Origin of the sequence: Acinetobacter sp. YH01008 (assembly GCF_013420435.1) — a bacterium.
In the GTDB taxonomy this organism is placed as follows: domain Bacteria; phylum Pseudomonadota; class Gammaproteobacteria; order Pseudomonadales; family Moraxellaceae; genus Acinetobacter; species Acinetobacter pseudolwoffii.
Genome location: NZ_VOYD01000032.1, coordinates 1 through 19169, shown reverse-complemented (window position 1 = coordinate 19169; position 19169 = coordinate 1). Strand labels below are relative to the sequence as shown.

The 19169-nt window shown below is 38.0% G+C and carries 17 protein-coding genes and 3 pseudogenes; 16 read left to right on the top strand and 4 right to left on the bottom strand.

Annotated features, from left to right (window positions below; genetic code table 11):
* Both FTT75_RS13490 and FTT75_RS13485 read right to left on the bottom strand, forming a co-directional pair.
* The gene (locus FTT75_RS13490) at positions 1-1326 is read right to left on the bottom strand and encodes a TolC family protein (protein WP_035269736.1); all 1326 of its coding nucleotides are present in this window, start codon (positions 1324-1326) and stop codon (positions 1-3) included.
* A 48-nt stretch (positions 1327-1374) separates the two neighbouring features.
* Positions 1375-1785, bottom strand: a complete 411-nt coding sequence (locus FTT75_RS13485) for a cation efflux protein, CzcI-like (protein ID WP_211100789.1) — start codon at positions 1783-1785, stop codon at positions 1375-1377.
* 1036 nt (positions 1786-2821) lie between these two features.
* Between FTT75_RS13485 and FTT75_RS13480 the strand changes: the two genes are divergently transcribed.
* From FTT75_RS13480 to FTT75_RS13455, 6 genes and pseudogenes are all read left to right on the top strand, one after another.
* Positions 2822-4687, top strand: a complete 1866-nt coding sequence (locus FTT75_RS13480; RefSeq protein WP_104988058.1) for a copper resistance system multicopper oxidase — start codon at positions 2822-2824, stop codon at positions 4685-4687.
* Complete coding sequence (locus tag FTT75_RS13475) at positions 4674-5012, top strand: hypothetical protein (protein ID WP_004897649.1); 339 nt, start codon at positions 4674-4676, stop codon at positions 5010-5012. The genes FTT75_RS13480 and FTT75_RS13475 overlap by 14 nt, the downstream gene beginning before the upstream one ends.
* Positions 4999-5943 (top strand): copper resistance protein B, encoded by a 945-nt coding sequence (locus tag FTT75_RS13470; RefSeq protein WP_154320112.1) that lies wholly within the window; start codon positions 4999-5001, stop codon positions 5941-5943. Before FTT75_RS13475 ends, FTT75_RS13470 begins: the two co-directional genes overlap by 14 nt.
* A gap of 216 nt (positions 5944-6159) precedes the next feature.
* Complete coding sequence (locus FTT75_RS13465) at positions 6160-7494, top strand: ISNCY family transposase (protein ID WP_104488254.1); 1335 nt, start codon at positions 6160-6162, stop codon at positions 7492-7494.
* A gap of 114 nt (positions 7495-7608) precedes the next feature.
* Positions 7609-7854 (top strand): type II toxin-antitoxin system RelB/DinJ family antitoxin, encoded by a 246-nt coding sequence (locus FTT75_RS13460; RefSeq protein ID WP_000246755.1) that lies wholly within the window; start codon positions 7609-7611, stop codon positions 7852-7854.
* Positions 7844-8136: pseudogene (locus FTT75_RS13455) on the top strand (type II toxin-antitoxin system RelE/ParE family toxin). The gene FTT75_RS13460 and the pseudogene FTT75_RS13455 overlap by 11 nt, the downstream one beginning before the upstream one ends.
* A 127-nt stretch (positions 8137-8263) precedes the next feature.
* Here FTT75_RS13455 and FTT75_RS13450 read toward each other — a convergent pair.
* Positions 8264-8593, bottom strand: coding sequence for a four-helix bundle copper-binding protein (locus FTT75_RS13450; protein ID WP_016658833.1), 330 nt, complete (start codon positions 8591-8593; stop codon positions 8264-8266).
* Positions 8594-9372: 779 nt separating this feature from the next.
* Between FTT75_RS13450 and FTT75_RS13445 the strand changes: the two genes are divergently transcribed.
* The 4 genes from FTT75_RS13445 (at position 9373) to FTT75_RS13430 (ending at position 13406) form a co-directional block, all read left to right on the top strand.
* Complete coding sequence (locus FTT75_RS13445) at positions 9373-9729, top strand: type II toxin-antitoxin system RelE/ParE family toxin (RefSeq protein WP_180186646.1); 357 nt, start codon at positions 9373-9375, stop codon at positions 9727-9729.
* Positions 9722-10024, top strand: coding sequence for a helix-turn-helix domain-containing protein (locus FTT75_RS13440; protein ID WP_180186645.1), 303 nt, complete (start codon positions 9722-9724; stop codon positions 10022-10024). Before FTT75_RS13445 ends, FTT75_RS13440 begins: the two co-directional genes overlap by 8 nt.
* 21 nt (positions 10025-10045) lie before the next feature.
* Entirely contained in the window at positions 10046-11722 is a 1677-nt protein-coding gene (locus FTT75_RS13435) for a hypothetical protein (protein ID WP_180186644.1), read from the top strand.
* Positions 11723-12071: 349 nt separating this feature from the next.
* A complete protein-coding gene (locus FTT75_RS13430) occupies positions 12072-13406 on the top strand; it encodes an ISNCY family transposase (protein ID WP_180185717.1) in 1335 nt (444 codons plus the stop codon).
* Between the two features lie 463 nt (positions 13407-13869).
* Here the strand turns inward: FTT75_RS13430 and FTT75_RS13425 are convergent, their stop codons facing one another.
* Positions 13870-14481, bottom strand: a complete 612-nt coding sequence (locus FTT75_RS13425) for a recombinase family protein (RefSeq protein ID WP_148334749.1) — start codon at positions 14479-14481, stop codon at positions 13870-13872.
* Between the two features lie 264 nt (positions 14482-14745).
* On the opposite strand from FTT75_RS13425, the gene FTT75_RS13420 reads away from it, so the two are divergent.
* The 6 genes and pseudogenes from FTT75_RS13420 to FTT75_RS13395 all read left to right on the top strand — a co-directional run bounded on the left by FTT75_RS13420 (position 14746) and on the right by FTT75_RS13395 (position 18777).
* The gene (locus FTT75_RS13420) at positions 14746-15360 is read left to right on the top strand and encodes a hypothetical protein (protein ID WP_179991644.1); all 615 of its coding nucleotides are present in this window, start codon (positions 14746-14748) and stop codon (positions 15358-15360) included.
* 69 nt (positions 15361-15429) lie between these two features.
* The gene (locus FTT75_RS13415; RefSeq protein WP_179991645.1) at positions 15430-15849 is read left to right on the top strand and encodes a hypothetical protein; all 420 of its coding nucleotides are present in this window, start codon (positions 15430-15432) and stop codon (positions 15847-15849) included.
* Between the two features lie 147 nt (positions 15850-15996).
* Entirely contained in the window at positions 15997-17322 is a 1326-nt protein-coding gene (locus FTT75_RS13410) for an ISNCY family transposase (protein ID WP_180101533.1), read from the top strand.
* Between the two features lie 159 nt (positions 17323-17481).
* Positions 17482-17763, top strand: a pseudogene (locus FTT75_RS13405) (helix-turn-helix domain-containing protein); the annotation flags it as partial.
* Positions 17757-18120: pseudogene (locus FTT75_RS13400) on the top strand (IS3 family transposase); the annotation flags it as partial. The pseudogenes FTT75_RS13405 and FTT75_RS13400, both read left to right, overlap by 7 nt.
* A gap of 195 nt (positions 18121-18315) precedes the next feature.
* Positions 18316-18777: a DIP1984 family protein gene (locus tag FTT75_RS13395; RefSeq protein ID WP_004733111.1), complete on the top strand. Its 462-nt coding sequence runs from the start codon at positions 18316-18318 to the stop codon at positions 18775-18777.
* Positions 18778-19169: the final 392 nt, after the last annotated feature.

The following is a 19169-nucleotide window of genomic DNA, read 5'->3' as shown; positions in this document are numbered from 1 at the left end:
TTATCGTGCTCCCCCATTGATTAAATTTTGCGATGCTTCGACTGCCTTTTTATTCAGTTGTGTATAGGCATCCGAACGGCTAATTTCTTCATAACTTGTGCCAATACTGAGTGCCTCAGCTGCGAGGGCAGTTTGCCAAGCTTGACGTAGAATTTGTAATTGACCCAATCGAAGATTCTGCAGTTGGGTGGTTGCTTGCTGAACGTCGGTAATGGACAGTTTCCCTGCCTGAAACCCTTGTAAAGTACGGCTCTGAACTTTGGTCGCCAAAGTAACTTGTGCTGTTGTGGCATCGAACTGGCTACGTAAACCTTTGAGCTGATGCATGCTGTTGGCAATATTGAGTATTTGTTGCTTCAGCTCACGCTGCTGCTGTTGGTTCAGCAATATTTGCTGTTGCTGGACCATCGGGATCGCATATTGCTGGCGGTTGAAAATATTCAGTGGAATAGCCACGCCGATTGCCAAAGTCGTATCGTTGCTTTCATTAGGGGTTTTGCTACGTTTCATGCCTACATTTAAAGTCGGATTGGGACGTGCCTGAATTCTTAAATTTTCAATTTGATGATCCGATTGCTGAATGTTCAAGGCATAGAATTTTTCTAGCCACCCTTCAGCAATATACCGTTGCACAGTTTGGAGACTTTGCTCTGGCCAAGGGATAGCGGTTTTATTCAATTGAAGATGTGAAGATGTTTCTCCCCCCCACAAATTAGACAGCTGACGACCGGCAGCTTGTTTATTCAGCATCGCTTGCTGATAAAGTCGTTGGATTTCTAGCGCTTCAATTTGGGTACGCTCAAAATCAACCAGGGCAATACTGCCTGCCTGATAGCGTTTCTGGGCACTGTCCAGATTGGCTTTACTTGTTTTTAACTGTACTGAATAAGCAGACTGCTCAACCTCAGCAAGTGCAAATTGCGACCATGCAAATTTAACAATCAGTTGGCTTTGTGCCTTCCATAATTGCTGTTGCAATTGGATTTGTTGATTCGAGGTATTGGCAATCACCCGGTTCAGCTTACGCTGACCAAATAGATCTAGAGGTTGACTAACGCCAACATTGAATTCCTGTTCTTGACCTGAGCCAAAGCCAGACTGTTCTAAACTTATACTTGGATTCTGCCATAACCGACTTTGCTGAATATTCAATTCAGATATTTGCTGAACTTGTTGCCACAGCTTGTCTTGAGTCTGGTAACTTTGTACTTTTGCTAAAGCGGATTCAAAGCTGGTAACGTTTTCAGCATAGCTATATTGCATAGCCGCTGCACATATACAAGCAACCAAGCTATGACGCAAGAGTATAATTGATTGTGAAGACATGATTTTTCCCACTTATTTAAATAATAAAAGTGGTGGGAATGTTTTAGGCTACCCCACCATGAGCGGGGAAAATTTGGGAGGTGGGCTTTGTTGAAACAGGTCAGGAGCCTGATAGCTGTTTTTCCAATGAAATTGTGGATTCACTTTAACTTCAGAGCTTGGATGAAACACATCTACTTTTTCATTTTGTACAATCAAATGCGTCATCGATGGTAGATGATCTTGATGATCTTCACCGATTTCTAAATCGCTACTGAATGTTTTTATGTTTTCTGACTGTCCATTATGATCGTGTTGACGACTATCGCTGGCACACAAGGTATTTTGGTGATGACCAAAATGATAACTCTGCTGTGATTGAGGCTGTTGTTCATGGACACAAAAGGCCGCCGCCACATTCCAAAAGCTTTGGAACATGAACAATCCAACCAAGACTGTAATCCATGTAGTAGAACGCATCATCATAACAATCGAAAAATTTGTACCAAGTATAAGGCTTAGAGCCACTCCAAGGTCAAGCTTAATAAATTAAATTAAACATTCAATGAACACTGAATAGCCGGCACTTTTGCAAATTTACCTTGTCTCTATAAGCTCACATCAATTTCAGGTAAGAATAACAATAGATAGTGAACCGTACCGGGTTTGTCGGAGACTTTTTATTTAAGTTAGGCCACCGGTAATCCTCCCATAAATAACCGAAGTTAAAAGTAGAGGTACACATAAGTTAAAATTTTATAGAATTGCTTGAGTTCAAAATCTCTAATTAGCATGTATTGAAAACATGAATATTTATCTAAAAAGAGAACTATTTAACATCATGGCTGTTATACGCAATAAAAAAACCTGGGCACCAACCCAGGTCTAAAATTTAAAAAACAGATAAATATCAGTGCAATAAACTCATTTTTCTAATTTCGCATAACGTGTATTATGTTAATTTTAGAGAAACTACTAAATTATATTGGGTTGTAAATATTTGAAATTCCGTTAAGATATTTTGGATTAAATTCTATTCCTAGATAGCATTCGTGTTGACTCATCTCTCCAAAAAACTTTGGTTTTGTTTTCTTATGGTTTTTGCCATAGGATGGAGTAGTGTGTCTGTTGCATCAGTAAAGATAATGCATATCAATATGCAAACTGAAATGAGCCAAGATCATTGTTTAGATCAAGCACAGCAAGTCACTCAACATGGTATTAATCACGAAGTACAGACGAATACCGATTGCCATAATCATTTAGCTCTTAATCAGAATATAGATCACAAAAAGTGTCAGGAATGTTCTAGCTTATCCTGCCAGACACAGATCTCATGTCTTCATTCTTTGCAAAGCTCGCTAGATCCCCTAGATACCTTCTATTCTATAGATCAGCCTAATTTTTATTACCCCAACCAATATCTAAATGGGTATTGGCAAGAAATTTCACGTCCTCCTAAAACTTAACCAATTTTTTTAAAATTTATTTATTTTTCAAAAATTAAGGTTAAGTTATGTCTCATAAAATTAGTTCGTACCTATTAGCAGGTATTTGTTTTGCATCGTCGCCTTTGGTTTTTGCCGAAGTGCGTGAATATCAGCTTGTTATTGATGAAGCAGTGGTCAGCCCAACTGGAAAGCCTGTAAAGCGCATTACCGTAAATGGTCAATTTCCTGCGCCTTTGCTTGAGTTTGAAGAGGGTGATGAAGCCATCATTCGCGTGAAAAATAATTTAAAAAACCAAGATTCTTCTATTCATTGGCACGGACTGTTGTTGCCGGGCATTATGGATGGTGTACCGGGATTTAATGGTTTTAACGGTATTAAGCCTCAAAGCGAGTATGTTTATAAATTCAAGATTCGCCAAAGCGGGACTTATTGGTATCACGCTCATTCTAAAGGACAGGAACAGGACGGCTTATATGGTTCTTTTGTGATTTATCCAAAAGGTAAAACACCATTGGCAGCACATGAAAAAGCTGAACGTGACTATGTGGTGATGTTGTCAGATTTTCATGAAAAAACCAGTGATCAAATTCAGAAAGATCTTAAAATTTCAGCTGAATATTATCAAGATCAGCGTGAAACCTTGGGTGATGTTTGGAAGCAGGTTAAACGTGATGGCATAAAAGCGACATGGTCTGACCGCAAAATGTGGAATCAGATGCGTATGCTAAAAACCGACATGTCGGATGTTACAGGTTATACCTTCCTCATTAATGGCAAAACACCTGAACAAAATTGGACAGGAATGTTTAAACCGAATGAAAAAATTCGCCTACGTTTTGTGAATGCATCTGCGATGTCTTTCTACGATGTCCGTATTCCTAACTTGAAAATGACTGTGGTCAGTGCTGATGGTCAGCCTGTAAAACCTGTTGCTGTGGATGAGTTTCGTATTGGCACAGCTGAAACTTATGATGTGATTGTGGAGCCAAAAGGCGGACATTATCAAATTGAAGCTGAGTCAATTGACCGTTCAGGCTATGCGATTGGTACACTGCACAATGAACTAAATCCTATGACACATGGCATTCATATGCCTGCACCACGTCCACGCTCACTTTTGACCATGGAAGATATGGGACATGGTGGTGGTGATCATGCAGGAATGGATCATTCGAAAATGAACCACGGCAATATGCAAGGCATGGATCACTCGAAAATGGATCATTCAAAAATGAACCATGGCGATATGCAAGGCATGGATCACTCGAAAATGGATCATTCAAAAATGAACCATGGCGATATGCAAGGCATGGATCACTCGAAAATGGATCATTCACAGCATGGCACAGCAAAACCACAAGAAAATGATCAAGTGGTTTATGGTTGGGCAAATGCATCTACACCTGCGGGCAATAAAGCCTTGCAATATAGTGATTTAAAATCTTTAGAACCGCAAAAAGATACTCGTGAAGCTAGCAGTGAATTAGTAGTGCGTTTGGGCGGTACTATGGAGCGTTATATTTGGACGATTAACGGTAAAAAATTCAGCGATGCTGAGCCATTAAAAGTGAAGTATGGCGAGCGTATCCGTATCAAATTTATTAATGACAGTATGATGGCGCACCCCATGCATTTACATGGCATGTTTATGCAGTTGGAGAATGGTCAAGAGTCGGTAGATATGCCGAATAAACACACATTGATTGTACCACCGGGTAAAACAGTCACTGCTTTATTAACTGCGGATGAGTTGGGCGAATGGGCAATCCATTGTCATTTGTTGTATCACATGAGTGCAGGAATGATGAACAAGTTGATCGTGGCAAATGTTAGCGATGAACAAGTGTCTACAACGCCAATTCAAGGTACAAATTCGACTCAAACTCACCAAGTAACTGAGCAAAAAGGAGCTGGACATGCACATCACTAATTTTGTATTTAAAGCGTTTTTTTCTGTTGCGGTATTGAGTTTAACAAGCTTAAGTTTGGCGCACGAAGGGCATCATTCAACTGCTCAGACTGATGGAAAAAATGTACCATCAATGAATCATCAAGCGATGTCTGAGATGGATCATTCACAGCATTCTCCACAAGAGCATGCACAACACATGCAGATGATGGGGAAAATGAATCATGCTGCACATTCAGCACCGATGAACCATCAACATGCAGGTCATCAGCCAATGCATCACAAATCAACAGAGAAACAGCAAGATCAAAAAGTACAGAAAGGAGATCAACATGCGCACCATTAATCTTTTTTCTAAAACTGTTTTAGCAAGCTCTTTGTTGATGGTCAGTGCAGTGAGTTTGGCACATAATGGTGAAGATCATAGTGCGCCTGAAAAAATGACAGTTGCTACATCTTCTAGTCAAAATCAGCCGATGCAAATGGATCGCTCTCAAATGAACCATAGCCAAATGAATCAGGCACAACATCAGGCAACATCTACGGTTAATCATTTACATCATGTACCAGATGCGAATGCTCAGCAGAGTTCGCATTATGATCATCGCTCAGAACACGGTGCGCAAATTTATGCGATTACGACAGTGGACAATAAGTGGCTTGTCAATGAAGATGGCACAGGTGATTTAAAGTCAGAGTTTGAAACCCGTATTGGCACAGATGAAAATAAGCTTTTTATTAAAATTCATGCCGATAAAGAAGAATCGCATGATGCACATTATGATGCCAAACTTTTATATAGCCGTATGATTTCAGACTTTTGGGATGCACAGATTGGTGCACGTTATCGTAGTGAAAAAGTTGAACTCAATGATCATCGCAAAGACACCGAAGAAAATGTTGATGCGGTGATTGGCTTACATGGTATGGCGCCATATTTCTTTGAAACTGATGCTTATCTCTATGCGGGAGAAGACAATTATGCGGGCTTTAGCCTAGAAACGGAACGTGATTTTCTGATTACGCAAAAGTTGATTATTCAACCTTATTTAGAGTTGGATGCTATCTTTAGTGATGACTCTAAATATGCGAAAAAAACTGGTTTAAGCAGTGCAACCGCAGGGTTTGAAACTCGCTATGAAATCAGTAAAAAGATCATGCCTTATATCGACATTGCCTATGAGTATTCAAAAGGTAATGATGAAACGTCGTGGCAAATAGAATCAAACTCTGAGAAAGGTTGGTTATATGGAGCTGGTGTTAGATTTAGATTTTAATTAATTTAATGATTACTAAATAGCTTTATTTAAATAAAACTCTAGCTTAATGTGGCCGGAAGCAAAATGTTAACTTATTTTGCTTCCTTCCATTTAACATAATGGCTGTTATGCGAAGTCGACTTGTTAGAACCCATTTAAAGTGTCTATATTCTCACCAATAAAAATGTCTAGTTTATGATGGTTTTTATCACCATGGACTGGATATAAATATAGATGCTTATCACTATGTCTGACAAAGAAATTCAACGGCTTGCAGTTCTGCAAGACGTTCGAGATCATCGTATTACCCAGGTCCGTGCTGCTGAAATCCTAAATCTTTCCACCCGTCAAATTACCCGGTTATTGCAGAAGCTCAATCAAGATGGTGTCTCAGGTATGGCACATGCCAGTCGTGGTCAACCTGGCCATCGTCGCCATGATGACTTGTTAAAATCAAAGTGCCTTTCCATTATTGCTGAACATTTGCTGGGCTTTGGACCCACCTTGGCGCATGAGAAGCTCAGCAGCATGTTTGACCTGAATATACCGGTAGAAACGCTTCGGCGCTGGATGACGGCCAATGACCTGTGGATTCCGCGATCCAAGCGCCTGAAGCGTCCATATCAGCCACGTTATAACCGGGATTGCTTCGGTGAACTGATCCAAATTGATGGCTCATATCATGACTGGTTTGAAGGTCGAGCTGCAAAATGCTGCTTGTTGGTTTATATCGATGATGCCACTGGAAAGCTGTTGCATCTGCGCTTTTGTGAGGCTGAAACGACCTTTGACTACATGCTTTCAACCCGAGCCTACATTGAACAATACGGCAAACCTCTAGCCTTTTATAGTGACAAGCATTCGGTATTCAGAGTTAATCAGAAATCCAGGCAAGACAGCCAAATTACGCAATTTGGGCGGATTCTGAATAATTTGAACATCGATATTATCTTTGCCAACTCACCCCAAGCCAAAGGTCGTGTGGAACGTGCCAACAGAACCCTTCAGGACCGTCTGATCAAAGAGATGCGCCTGGAAGGCATCGGTTCGATTGCAGAGGCCAATATATGGTTACCCTGCTTTATTGAGCAGTTCAATCAGAAGTTCGCCAAATGTGCGCGAAACTCAAAGAACCTGCATCGGCCATTAACCGAATCTGATCTTGAACTGGATGATATTTTTACCTGGCAGGAACCGCGTAAGGTCACCAAGAATCTGACCCTGACCTATGACAAGTGTATTTATATGCTTGAACCGACAGAGCTGAATCATAAGCTTGTTGGGCAATACATTTCATTTCTGGAGTACCCGGATGGTACTGTGGCAATTATGCATGAAGGACGGAAGATCAACTATAGCGTCTTCAATAAACTGGCTGGACTACAGCAGAATGAAGTGGTTGAGAATAAAAGATTAGGTTCGGTCCTGGCCCATATCCAGCAGCAACATGAGGAATTGGAGAAACAGAATAAACGTTCCCGTCTCAAGAAAAGTATGCCGAGTCGTAAAGCTCAGAAAGTTGTTATTGAACAAAGAAATTTAAATCCTGTGCTTGACTCTTGTAGTTAAAAACAGGACATTTTAAATGGTTTATCGCATAGACATTTTAATTGGTGAATAACACGACTTGAAATGCAATTTGCATTACAATATTCCTAGTACATTAAATACTTGGGAAATATGATGGCTACTGTTAACTTCAGGATCGATGAAGCCCTTAAAGAAAAATCTTATTCAATCCTTAAAGAGCAAGGTATTGCACCTACTGATTTCTTCACTAGTATTCTTGAGTATGTTGCTACGACTGGGAAACTGCCTGTCAAAAAAGCTTTGCTTTCGGAAGAAGATGAAGAATTATTAGCTCTTGTCCGTAAGCGCATTAATGATCCTAAAGAGATGTTTGAGGAAGTCACATTAGATGACTTATAAGCTTTTACGTCACAAGGACTTTACAGCAGAATGGGAAAACTCCCTGTTGCTATACGAGATCAATTTAAAAAGAAACTAGCCAAAGTCATAGAGCAGCCACATATTCCAAAGAATATGCTTAGAGGCGATCTTGCAGGTTGCTATAAAATCAAATTATTAAAAGCTGGTGTCCGACTTGTCTATCAAGTTAAAGATGATCAGGTAGTTATCCTGCTCATTACCGTCGGAAAACGAGCTGATAGCATAGTTTATGACGAAGCGAAAAAGCGAATTAAAGACTAAAAATGGGAGCTTAAAGCTCCCATTTTTGGCTTCGTATAAGGTGTATTATGTTAATTTTAGGAAAGGCTCTAGACTAGCAGAATGATTATGTTAGTCTAGAGCATATAATTAACATTATTGAAGTATTTTACATGGCAATTTTTCGACATTCTTCTGCACACTGACGGCAAGCCTCAGCACATTTTTTACAATGATCATGTGAATGTTTTTCACACTCTTCCGCACAATATTCACAGATCTTAGCACAAAGCTCACAAATCTCTTTGAGGAAAGGTGAGTTATGTTGTTGCATACGCACACATAACTGACAAATATCTGCACATTCTAGACAACGTTGAATACATTCACGCATCATCTCTAAATCTTTTTCTTTTAAACAAGAAGTTGCACATTCAGTACAAATAAGTGAACAGTTTGTACATGCAGAAATACACTTTGAAAATTCCGTATTAATCATTTTTTACTCTCAACTTATATAATCAAAGAAATAATTAAAACATAATTTTTTTCTACTAATTATTTTAAATTATTAGTAAATGTAATACATAATGTTAATTTATATGAATAATGTTAATTTTAACTAAATCTTATTTATATTCCAAATTATTAAAAAACAGTTTTTAATTAGGATAGATGATCAAGTATCAAAAGCAGCTATTCTTAAAATAACTGCAATAATTTTATCACTTTAAAAATAGATTTTCCCTCTATTTAACATAATGGTGGTTATACGCAATACACTTGTATATTAATATAAATATCATATACTTATTCAAACCATAAAAATCTAAAAACCATAAAAAAGCCGATTTTGAAACAAGTCGGCTTATTTATGAGCAGTTTTGATAGTTCTTGCCAATAAATTTGTTTAAAAAATAGTCAATTTTGAGGTTTTTCAAATTTTATCAATGCCTCAATGTCCAAAATTATCCACATTTTTTGTGGATAAAATTTAGGCTATTTTGTACGCTCTGGCGTACATAAATCTCGGCCCTTTGCGGCTACCTGGGACAGTGGAATTTTCCTATGATGAACTCATCGGGAACAGGAAGTTCCATACAAGAATAACAAGAGATAAGCACAAGGACTGTAAGGTACGACAGGAGTTATACCGAGCGAACCAATACGAAAAACCCCGGCAGGATGCCGGGGTTTTTTATTGCCTATCATTTCTTATTTGCAAAACAAGCATAATGCTTCTAAAATATAGACTGTAATCTATATTTTGGTTGTGGTATGTGGACAGTCATTACGACAGATCTATTTAATGAATGGCTTGAACAGCAAGATGAATCGACACAAGAGAAGGTCTTAGCTGCTTTGGTTGTTCTGCAACAACAGGGACCGAGCTTAGGCCGCCCTTTAGTAGATACCGTGTATGACTCTAAATTTACCAACATGAAAGAGCTTCGTGTTCAACATCGTGGTAAACCACTCCGGGCTTTTTTTGCATTTGATCCATTACGTCAAGCCATTGTGCTGTGTATTGGTGATAAAAGCGGTAAAAAGCGATTCTATACAGAGATGCTGGCGATTGCAGATCAACAATATGAACTTCATCTCTCAACATTAGGAGAACAATCTAATGCCTAAAACTTTGCAAGAATTGTTAGCTAGCCGCTCTCCAGAGAGCCAAGCGCGTATTCAAAAAATGGCTGGTGAATTACTACTAGAAAATCAGCTTCATCTTATTCGTGAAGAGCTAGAGATTTCGCAGAAAGAACTCGCTGCAACACTTGGCATAAAACAGCCCTCTCTTTCAGCAATTGAAAATCGTGGAAATGATCTGAAAATTTCAACTATGAAAAAGTATGTTGAAGCGATGGGTGGAAAGCTTCGTATTGACGTAGAGCTTCCTACAGGGAAACATATAGGATTCAATGTTTAACGATAAAAAGGTTTTGGAATAATGGGGTTAGAATCAGAACAACAAGATTATGAAGAAAGATTAAGGTATAGACTTAAAATTCTTTCAGAACAGTTAAAAGCCGATAAAGTAAAAATTGCTTCACACCTAGCTGAAGATTTCGAAGAGAGTTTTCGAAATATCAAATATGATGAAAGTGGTGAGATCATTTTAGAGTCTGTTGATGGGCGAATTCGTTCAATGGCTTTGGCTATAGAACATTTCGACACAAGGGGAAAATTAAAAAAAGAAATTTCTTTAGTTGAAATTCAAAAACTATATTTTGAACTGATAGAGCATAATTTTGATTTTATCTATCAACAAATGCTTAAAGCCAACTCTACGCCTAACCATATTGCGGAATTTTTATCAACAAAAGCCGATTTTGTTGACAATATGTTTGAACAAATTCCTAGTTTTATGGACGCAATTATATCATTTTGGAAAGAAGTAGGTGATATAGGTTATTGGCATTTAGAAGACAATCACTCAAATCTTACTGGTGTATATGGAGGAGATTTATTTCCTACCCACGATGAAAATATTGCTTCAAAATGTGGTATTTACACCGACACAGTTGTTCTACCAGATCCTTATGTACGATCACAGCATATATTCGAACTTTATCCAAAAGAGAAAGCTGTCTTTTTCTTAATAAAGCACGCTATGAATATTCTCAAATATAAAAATTTAGCATGTGTTGAAGATGGAATGCCAGTGGTTGTAATACTCCCTGATTTATCAAATTTGGAAGAGAATGGTAAAGATTTTATCTATAACTTGTCTCAAAATGATGCATTGATTCATGGTAGTAAATTATTCGGTCAAAATTTTGAAAGTATTGAGGAATTTAATGAATTTTGCATAAGCTTAGATACTGTAGATAAAACTATAAAAGCAATAAAAGATAAGAATAGAGTTTTATTCGACACAAGTTGGAAAGGTTCTTTAGAGGAGCAAATAAATAGAGCCTTGAATGGTGATGAGCTAAAAGCAATTAATCGGACAGAACCAGGATTATTATTTCAGTTTCAAGCCGTTGGTAGAATGTCAGTAAGTAATGAGCTATTGCTTAAATCACAACAACTTTCAGGTACGCCAATTATTGAAGCGGAAACATCTTGGCAGTTTTTTAACTGGAAGTTGGAATACGATGCTGAAAAAGCTCAAAAATATTATGGTTCTGAAAATTTACACATAATGAAAGGATTAACCGATTTATCTCAAACGGATTTACCTTGGTTAGGCAATATCCCTCCGGAATCGTTGTTGGAGCTTAGAAAGCAAGGAGCTTTAGAAGAAATCCGCAATATTTTAGGAAATAATATTAAGGAATTAGTAGAAACTAATCCTACTAATTGTTTTAGAACTAGAGATCAAATATTAGAAAATATTGAGCAAAGTTTTGATAAACATCGTAAGAAACTTGATGAGTTGAAAGCTAAAAATTGGAAATTTGCTGGATTCGATATTGGATCTTGGATTGTTTCGGGAGGAATAGAAATAGGGGCAGCTTTAACTGGAACACCTACGTGGGGATTAGCAGTATTGGCAGCGGATCAATTACTTGATGCTCCTAAATTGAAAGAAATACCTCAAAGATTTCGTGATTTGATTGATCAGAATAAACAAGTTAAGCAATCTCCAGTTGGAATGCTTTTCAAGGTAAGTAAAAGTTAATTTATTAATTTCTAGTATCGTCAACTAATTGTTGTTGATGTGGTACAGCAATAGCTTCCCACTCTCATATGACTATGAGACTATGTCTGAATGGTCTGACTTTCAGGAACATTTATACAAAACTGAAAAAGAGCTTAGGAAGCTTCTTATCGGTTAAGATTTCCTAAAATTAACATAATACACCTTATACTAAAGGCCCAATTCATGGGCCTTTAGATTATCTATTTAACATAAAATCTCATCTACGAAACTGAACTGTTAGAACCCATTTAAAGTGTCTATATTCTCACCAATAAAAATGTCTGGTTTATGATGGTTTTTATCACCATGGACTGGATATAAAATATAGATGCTGATCACTATGTCTGACAAAGAAATTCAACGTCTTGCAGTTCTGCAAGACGTTCGAGATCATCGTATTACCCAAGTCCGTGCTGCTGAAATCCTGAATCTTTCCACCCGTCAAATTACCCGGTTATTGCAGAAGCTCAATCAAGATGGTGTTTCAGGCATGACGCATGCCAGTCGTGGTCAACCGGGCCATCATCGCCATGACGATTTATTAAAATCGCAATGTCTTTCCATTATTTCTGAACATCTGCTGGGCTTTGGACCTACCTTGGCGCATGAGAAGCTCAGCAGCATGTTTGACCTGAATATCCCGGTAGAAACGGTTCGGCGCTGGATGACTGCAAATGACCTTTGGATTCCGCGATCCAAACGTCTAAAACGCCCATACCAGCCACGCTATAACCGTGATTGCTTCGGTGAGCTGATCCAGATTGATGGCTCATATCATGACTGGTTTGAAGGAAGAGCCACCAAATGCTGTTTGCTGGTTTATATCGATGATGCTACCGGCAAGCTGTTGCATCTACGCTTTTGTGAGGCTGAAACGACCTTTGACTATATGCTTTCAACCCGAGCCTACATTGAGCAATACGGCAAGCCCTTGGCCTTTTATAGCGATAAACACTCGGTATTTAGAGTCAACCAGAAATCCAGGCAAGACAGCCAGATCACGCAATTTGGGCGGATTCTGAATGAGTTAAACATTGATATTATCTTCGCCAATTCACCCCAGGCCAAAGGTCGCGTAGAGCGAGCGAATAGAACCCTTCAGGACCGTTTGATCAAGGAGATGCGCCTGGAAGGTATCTGTTCGATTGCAGAAGCAAATGCCTGGTTGCCCTGCTTTATTGAGCAGTTCAATCAGAAGTTCGCCAAATGTGCGCGAAACTCAAAGAACCTGCATCGACCATTAACCGAATCTGATCTTGAACTGGATGATATTTTTACCTGGCAGGAACCGCGTAAGGTCACCAAGAACCTGACGATTACCTATGACAAATGTATTTATCTGCTTGAACCGACAGAGCTGAATCATAAGCTTGCTGGGCAATACATTTCATTTCTGGAGTATCCGGATGGCACTGTGGCCCTCATGCATGAAGGACGAAAGCTCAACTACAGCATCTTCAATAAATTGGCTGGGCTGCAGCAAAATGAGATTGTTGAGAATAAACGGTTAGGTTCAGTCCTGGCGCATATCCAGCAACAACATGAAGAATTGGAGAAACAGAATAAACGTTCCCGTGCCAAGAAAAGTATGCCGAGCCGTAAAGCTCAGAAAGCTGTTATTGAACAAAGAAATTTAAATCCTGTGCTTGACTCTTGTGGTTAAAAACAGGACATTTTAAATGGTTTTTCGCATAGACATTTTAATTGGTGAATAACATCCTAGCATATTAATCTTTTGTCTTATAGCTTTGTATTTTACCAATAGGTAGAATATATTCACAACCTACATCGGAAAAGTAGGTAGTTAAGAAAAAAGTTGCAGAGATTTATAAGCCTTATAGTAACGGGAGAGACTATAGGGCTTTTTATTTATCTTAATATTCATATATCTATGATAAAGTCATGATGCTCGACGATATAAAAGACCGGCTTGAAAATAGGCCGGTCTTTTAATTTAATACTTGCCCTTTTTTATGATCATTATTGATCTTAACAACTAGAGCTAAAATAAAAACCAGGAAAATCAAATGCTTTCTCATTATTAATACCTTCTTCTAATCTTTAAGAATGCCTTTTCCCACTACAAATAGATATGACATAAGGGTAGCACTGATACAAGCCATTTTTTAAATGGCCTTAGCAACTCGATAAACAGTTGCAACTCCACAATTCACTGCTTTGGCAATTTCTTCCTTAGTCATATTGCCAGCTGCTAGCAATTCTTTTATTCGTTTGTGCTTAGCCTCATTGGCTTTCTTACCTGTTGGCTTGTAACCCGAACGCGCTAAGCCCTGCTTAATACGTTCTATACGTTTCTCATTGTCCAGGCGGGCCATTGTTGCCAGGAGATCAATCAACATATTGTTGATGAGTTCCAAGATTGAATGAGTAATGCTGTCACTGGTTTGAATCATTTGGTAGGTAGTAGGAAGATCTGCCACAATTAATCGAAGTCCCTTCTCCTGAATCCTGCGCTTCAGCTCTTGAAAATCCTGTTGGGTTAGGCGTGATAATCGGTCAATACTTTCAACCAACAAGGTGTCACCTTGATTTGCTTCTGACAGTAGCTTATTCAATTCAGGTCGGTCTAACTTCGTACCACTATAGTTTTCCACGTACACAATAGTTTCTCCAAAATTCAAGTTTTGGTTTAGATCCTGAAGAATCTGCAAAGCCCTTTCTGCATCTTGATCTTTAGTTGAAGCTCGTAGATAAATACGTGTATTCATTTCTATCATTTAATCTTAATTCTATTAGATTAATGATAACACTATCATTTAATTATTACATTAAGTCTAATAATAGATATTGTATGCGATTTGGCTCGCTATCATTCAGCTATAGTCTTTTGATAAAAAAAGCATGACTAAAAGCCATGCCTTGGGAATTCGTATAACGTGTATTATGTTAATTTTAGGAAATCTACAATATAAATTTCTATAAAAATACCATTTTTATTTGATAGAATAACAATCTATTTTATTAAAATTTATAGAGTTTTCATGAAAAAAATAGTTTTTGGGGTTTCTTTATTAACAGCTTTTTTTTGCACAAATGCAATTTCTGGAATCACTGTCATAAATAAGGCGATTCCTTTCAATAACCTTCCATCTGAAATCAAAACAGAAATTGAAAGTCATTACGTAGATAGTTGCAAACAAATCTCCGAAGACCCAGAGATGCCTAGAAAAAATCCGAAGATCACTTTTGATAAAGGTTTTATAGTTAACGTTGACTTCAATGCTGATGGCCTAAAAGATTACATAATTAAATCATCAGAAGTTACCTGTGAAGGCGCTGTTTCTATGTTCACAGGAAGTAGTGATGGTTTTCTTGACATCTATTTTCAGAACCAAGATGGTCAATATGAACATGTACTGAATTATTGGTTAGGTCGAGAAGGCTTAGAACTTAAAAAAACGAAAGATGGTTATCGCTTTATATCTGAGTACAACGAAAGTTACCTAGCTTGGGACACAAAGAAAAATAAATTTTTGTCTTATTATGGGCCAGAGAAAAGATTAGATGTATTAGAAATCGGGGATGAAGATGCCTCTACAACTCAGACATCATCGCAAAGTAGTGCGATTTTAAAATCCGTATTAACTCCAAAATAATGAGAAAGTTAACTGCTGGCCTTTAACTAGCAGTTAACTAATTTTTATTAACCATTGAAAAGCATTTTTATGAAATTTTTTTTAGTCGTTCTCTTACCAATAATATTTTTTAACTCAGCATATGCCTCACAGATCAGTACAATATTTATTGGTAAATGGGGAACTGACAGAGCCGCTTGTCGTGGCATCGTGAATGGTGATGATTTCAGAGTTTTAAGTATAAAAAATAGTGAAGTAAATCAGATTAAAGATGAGCGGTACGAGGGATATTCTCACATAAACATTACCCAATTTATTGAGAGCCCTGCTAATGAACTATACGGTGTAGGATTTAGATATACATTTCATAGTGAAGAACCAGGAAGTCTTTATAGGGAACAAGAGAAAGTTCACTATGTTCTGATTGATAATAAATTGTATTCAATTGATGAATACGTTTCAGAAAATGGACAAATAGAATCCTTTACTACTTCTTTTACAAGATGCTGATTCAACGATTTAACATAATGGATATTATACGAAATTGAAATGTAAGCCCAAAATAGAAATGTCCGGTTTCTCCAAAGTAAAAATGTCCGCTTTTAGAATATGCACTTTTGCGATTATTGAAGCGGACGGTTTGATATGTTGGTGTCTATGTCGGATAAAGAACTTAAACGATTGTCGGTCTTGCAGGAAATCTGTGATCAACGCATAACTCAATCCCAGGCTGCTCAGCTACTTCATATTTCAGAACGTCAGATCAGACGCTTACTGCAGAAATACAAAGCTCAAGGCCCAGCTGCATTAGCCCATGCTGGTCGTGGCCAAACCAGCAACTGCAAACTTCCTGAAGAACTCAGACTCAAGTGCCTCAATATTGTTTCGGATCAACTCCATGGTTTCGGACCCACTTTAGCGCATGAAAAGCTCACTACCGTTCATGGATTCGATCTTTCAGTGGAAACCCTGCGTTGCTGGATGATTGCAGCCGATTTATGGATTCCTCGCGCCAAGCGCCTGAAACGCCCGTATCAGCCTCGATATAACCGGGATTGTTATGGTGAACTGATCCAAATTGATGGCTCACATCATGACTGGTTTGAAGGACGAGCACCTAAATGCTGTTTACTGGTGTTTATTGATGATGCCACAGGAAAATTGCAGCATTTACGCTTCTGTGAATCAGAATCAACCTTTGACTATATGATTTCAACACGCCTGTATGTTGAACAGCACGGTAAGCCCTTAGCGTTTTACAGCGATAAACATTCAGTGTTTAGGGTAAATCAAAGCAGTAAGAAAGACACCAGGATTACCCAGTTTGGACGCGTACTCAGTACCCTCAAAATCGATATCATCTTCGCTAACTCACCCCAGGCCAAAGGTCGTGTGGAACGAGCGAATAGAACACTTCAGGATCGTCTGATTAAGGAGATGCGCCTGGAAGGTATCAATTCGATTGCAGATGCGAATAAGTGGTTGCCCTGCTTTATTGAGCAATTTAATCGTAAATTTGCCAAGATGGCTTTTAATCCCAAGGATCTACACCGGACTGTCACTGAAACAGCCGAAGAGTTAGATGATGTTTTTACCTGGCGTGAACCACGCAGAGTGACGAAAAGCCTGACCATTACTTATGATAAATGTGTATATCTCTTGGAGAATACAGAAGAAAATCAAAGGTTGATCGGCAAGTATCTTGAATTTCTAGAATACCCGGATGGTACTGTGGCCATCATGCATGAAAGTCGGAAGATCAATTACAGCATCTTCGATAAATTAAGTCAGCTGAACCAGCGAGAGATTGTTGAGAATAAACGGTTGGGTGCTGTTCTGAATCATATCCAACAGCAGCATGAAGAACTGGAACAGCAAAACAAACGCAATCGTTCTCAAAAGATGCCAAGCAGACGTGCACAGAAAACAGCAATTCAACAGCGAAATCTGAATCCTGTGCTTGACTTGGAAATGTCCATATAGGACATTTCTATTTGGTTATTAGGTAGGACATTTCTACTTAGGAATAACATGAAATGTTAGAACCCATTTAAAGTGTCTATATTCTCACCAATAAAAATGTCTAGTTTATGATGGTTTTTATCACCATGGACTGGATATAAAATATAGATGCTGATCACTATGTCGGATAAAGAACTTAAACGATTGTCGGTCTTGCAGGAAATCTGCGATCAACGCATAACTCAATCCCAGGCTGCTCAGCTACTTCTACTTCATATTTCAGAATGTCAGGTCAGACGCTTACTGCAGAAATACAAAGTTCAAGGTCCAGCTGCATTAGCCCATACGGGTCGTGGCCAAACCAGCAATTCCAGGCTTTCTTAAGAACTCAGACTCAAGTGCCTCAATATTGTTTCTGATCAACTGCATGGTTTCGGACCAACCTTGGCGCATGAAAAGCTTATTCAACAGGAGTTATGGTTCATTCTGACCAAGGCAGTCAGTACTGTAGTCGTGCTTTTAGAGCACTATTATTGACGAATAACTGTATTCAAAGTATGTCACGCAGTCTTGCGCAGTACACTGCTCATGTTGGGACAATGCAGTGACTGAAAGCTTCTTTCATACATTGAAAGGTCATGTAATCCATGGCGTGTGTTTGCCACTCGAAAAGAAGCGAATGCTGTCTTGTTTGACTATATCGAGATTTATTACAATCGAATCAGAAGACATTCTGCAAATGGCTGGTTAAGTCCTGAAGCCTTTGAACAAAAATATTGTAAGAATTTAGAGGGATCGACTGTCCACAATACTGTCTAGGATCAGATAAAGGATTCTGCATCTGAAAAAGGCCTTTAGCTTAATTCTGAGCTTCGACTAATGACAAAATATAAGACTTCTACCTCTGAAAATTATAAAAAATCAATTGTTTTGATCTTTAAAGAATGAGGATATAGTATTTGTGAAATTACTTAGCTGCTTAAAACTTAATTCTAATTGGTTAATAGGTGAAAAATGAAATTAGCAGAAGCTCTCTTACTTCGAAGTGATCAACAAAAAAAAATTATTTCACTAAAACAACGTATCAATGCAAATGTATTGGTACAAGATGGTGATAAACCATCTGAAGATCCTAATGAACTATTAAAACAAGTATTTTCTTTAATTCAAGAATTTCAAAAATTAAGTTATGCAATTCATGAAACTAATGCTTTAACAAAATTAAATGATGGTCGTTCTCTACTTGCTTTATTGTCTTTGCGTGATGAATTTGTAGAACAGCACAAAACCCTAACTGCAGCAATAAGTAATACATCTCGTGAATCTGATCGTTATAGTACGCGGGAAATAAAGTGGCATAAAGTTATTCCAGTTTCATCATTACAAAAACAAGCTGATGATATTAGTCTTAAATTACGTGATTTAAATGTGTTAATTCAGTCGAATAATTGGAAAATTGATTTGATTGAAGCCTAATAGTCCTTTAGATATAATCAAGTTGAACATACTGGGCGAGTACAAGATCCCTTACTTCCACAACATAGGATTGTAAATAAAGTGTAGTGGCTTGCAAAGCAAGTGGATAAGCTTAAAATTTTAAGTACAAATCAATCCATCACTTGGCAGAACTCAAATCTTTGTGCAAACAAAGTTACACGTTACTTATAACTACCATGTACTGACAGTATGTTCACCTCAATTACTAAAAATAAAGAAATGAGCAAGCATCAGCTGAAGCACAAGAGGTGGTTCCACTTGTTTGAACAACTAAAAGCGTATTTATAAGTGATATTCCGCTCTAGTTAAGCCACCTTGTTTTGTTGGGGTAGCTGATCATAGTAAAACTCATTTGGTGTCATTTTGTCTAG

Bases quoted from the DNA above. Each gene is read 5' to 3' on its own strand.
- FTT75_RS13490 (WP_035269736.1), bottom strand. From the start codon at position 1,326: ATGTCTTCACAATCAATTATACTCTTGCGTCATAGCTTGGTTGCTTGT.
- FTT75_RS13485 (WP_211100789.1), bottom strand. From the start codon at position 1,785: ATGCGTTCTACTACATGGATTACAGTCTTGGTTGGATTGTTCATGTTC.
- FTT75_RS13480 (WP_104988058.1), top strand. From the start codon at position 2,822: ATGTCTCATAAAATTAGTTCGTACCTATTAGCAGGTATTTGTTTTGCA.
- FTT75_RS13475 (WP_004897649.1), top strand. From the start codon at position 4,674: ATGCACATCACTAATTTTGTATTTAAAGCGTTTTTTTCTGTTGCGGTA.
- FTT75_RS13470 (WP_154320112.1), top strand. From the start codon at position 4,999: ATGCGCACCATTAATCTTTTTTCTAAAACTGTTTTAGCAAGCTCTTTG.
- FTT75_RS13465 (WP_104488254.1), top strand. From the start codon at position 6,160: ATGCTTATCACTATGTCTGACAAAGAAATTCAACGGCTTGCAGTTCTG.
- FTT75_RS13460 (WP_000246755.1), top strand. From the start codon at position 7,609: ATGGCTACTGTTAACTTCAGGATCGATGAAGCCCTTAAAGAAAAATCT.
- FTT75_RS13450 (WP_016658833.1), bottom strand. From the start codon at position 8,593: ATGATTAATACGGAATTTTCAAAGTGTATTTCTGCATGTACAAACTGT.
- FTT75_RS13445 (WP_180186646.1), top strand. From the start codon at position 9,373: ATGTGGACAGTCATTACGACAGATCTATTTAATGAATGGCTTGAACAG.
- FTT75_RS13440 (WP_180186645.1), top strand. From the start codon at position 9,722: ATGCCTAAAACTTTGCAAGAATTGTTAGCTAGCCGCTCTCCAGAGAGC.
- FTT75_RS13435 (WP_180186644.1), top strand. From the start codon at position 10,046: ATGGGGTTAGAATCAGAACAACAAGATTATGAAGAAAGATTAAGGTAT.
- FTT75_RS13430 (WP_180185717.1), top strand. From the start codon at position 12,072: ATGCTGATCACTATGTCTGACAAAGAAATTCAACGTCTTGCAGTTCTG.
- FTT75_RS13425 (WP_148334749.1), bottom strand. From the start codon at position 14,481: ATGATAGAAATGAATACACGTATTTATCTACGAGCTTCAACTAAAGAT.
- FTT75_RS13420 (WP_179991644.1), top strand. From the start codon at position 14,746: ATGAAAAAAATAGTTTTTGGGGTTTCTTTATTAACAGCTTTTTTTTGC.
- FTT75_RS13415 (WP_179991645.1), top strand. From the start codon at position 15,430: ATGAAATTTTTTTTAGTCGTTCTCTTACCAATAATATTTTTTAACTCA.
- FTT75_RS13410 (WP_180101533.1), top strand. From the start codon at position 15,997: ATGTCGGATAAAGAACTTAAACGATTGTCGGTCTTGCAGGAAATCTGT.
- FTT75_RS13395 (WP_004733111.1), top strand. From the start codon at position 18,316: ATGAAATTAGCAGAAGCTCTCTTACTTCGAAGTGATCAACAAAAAAAA.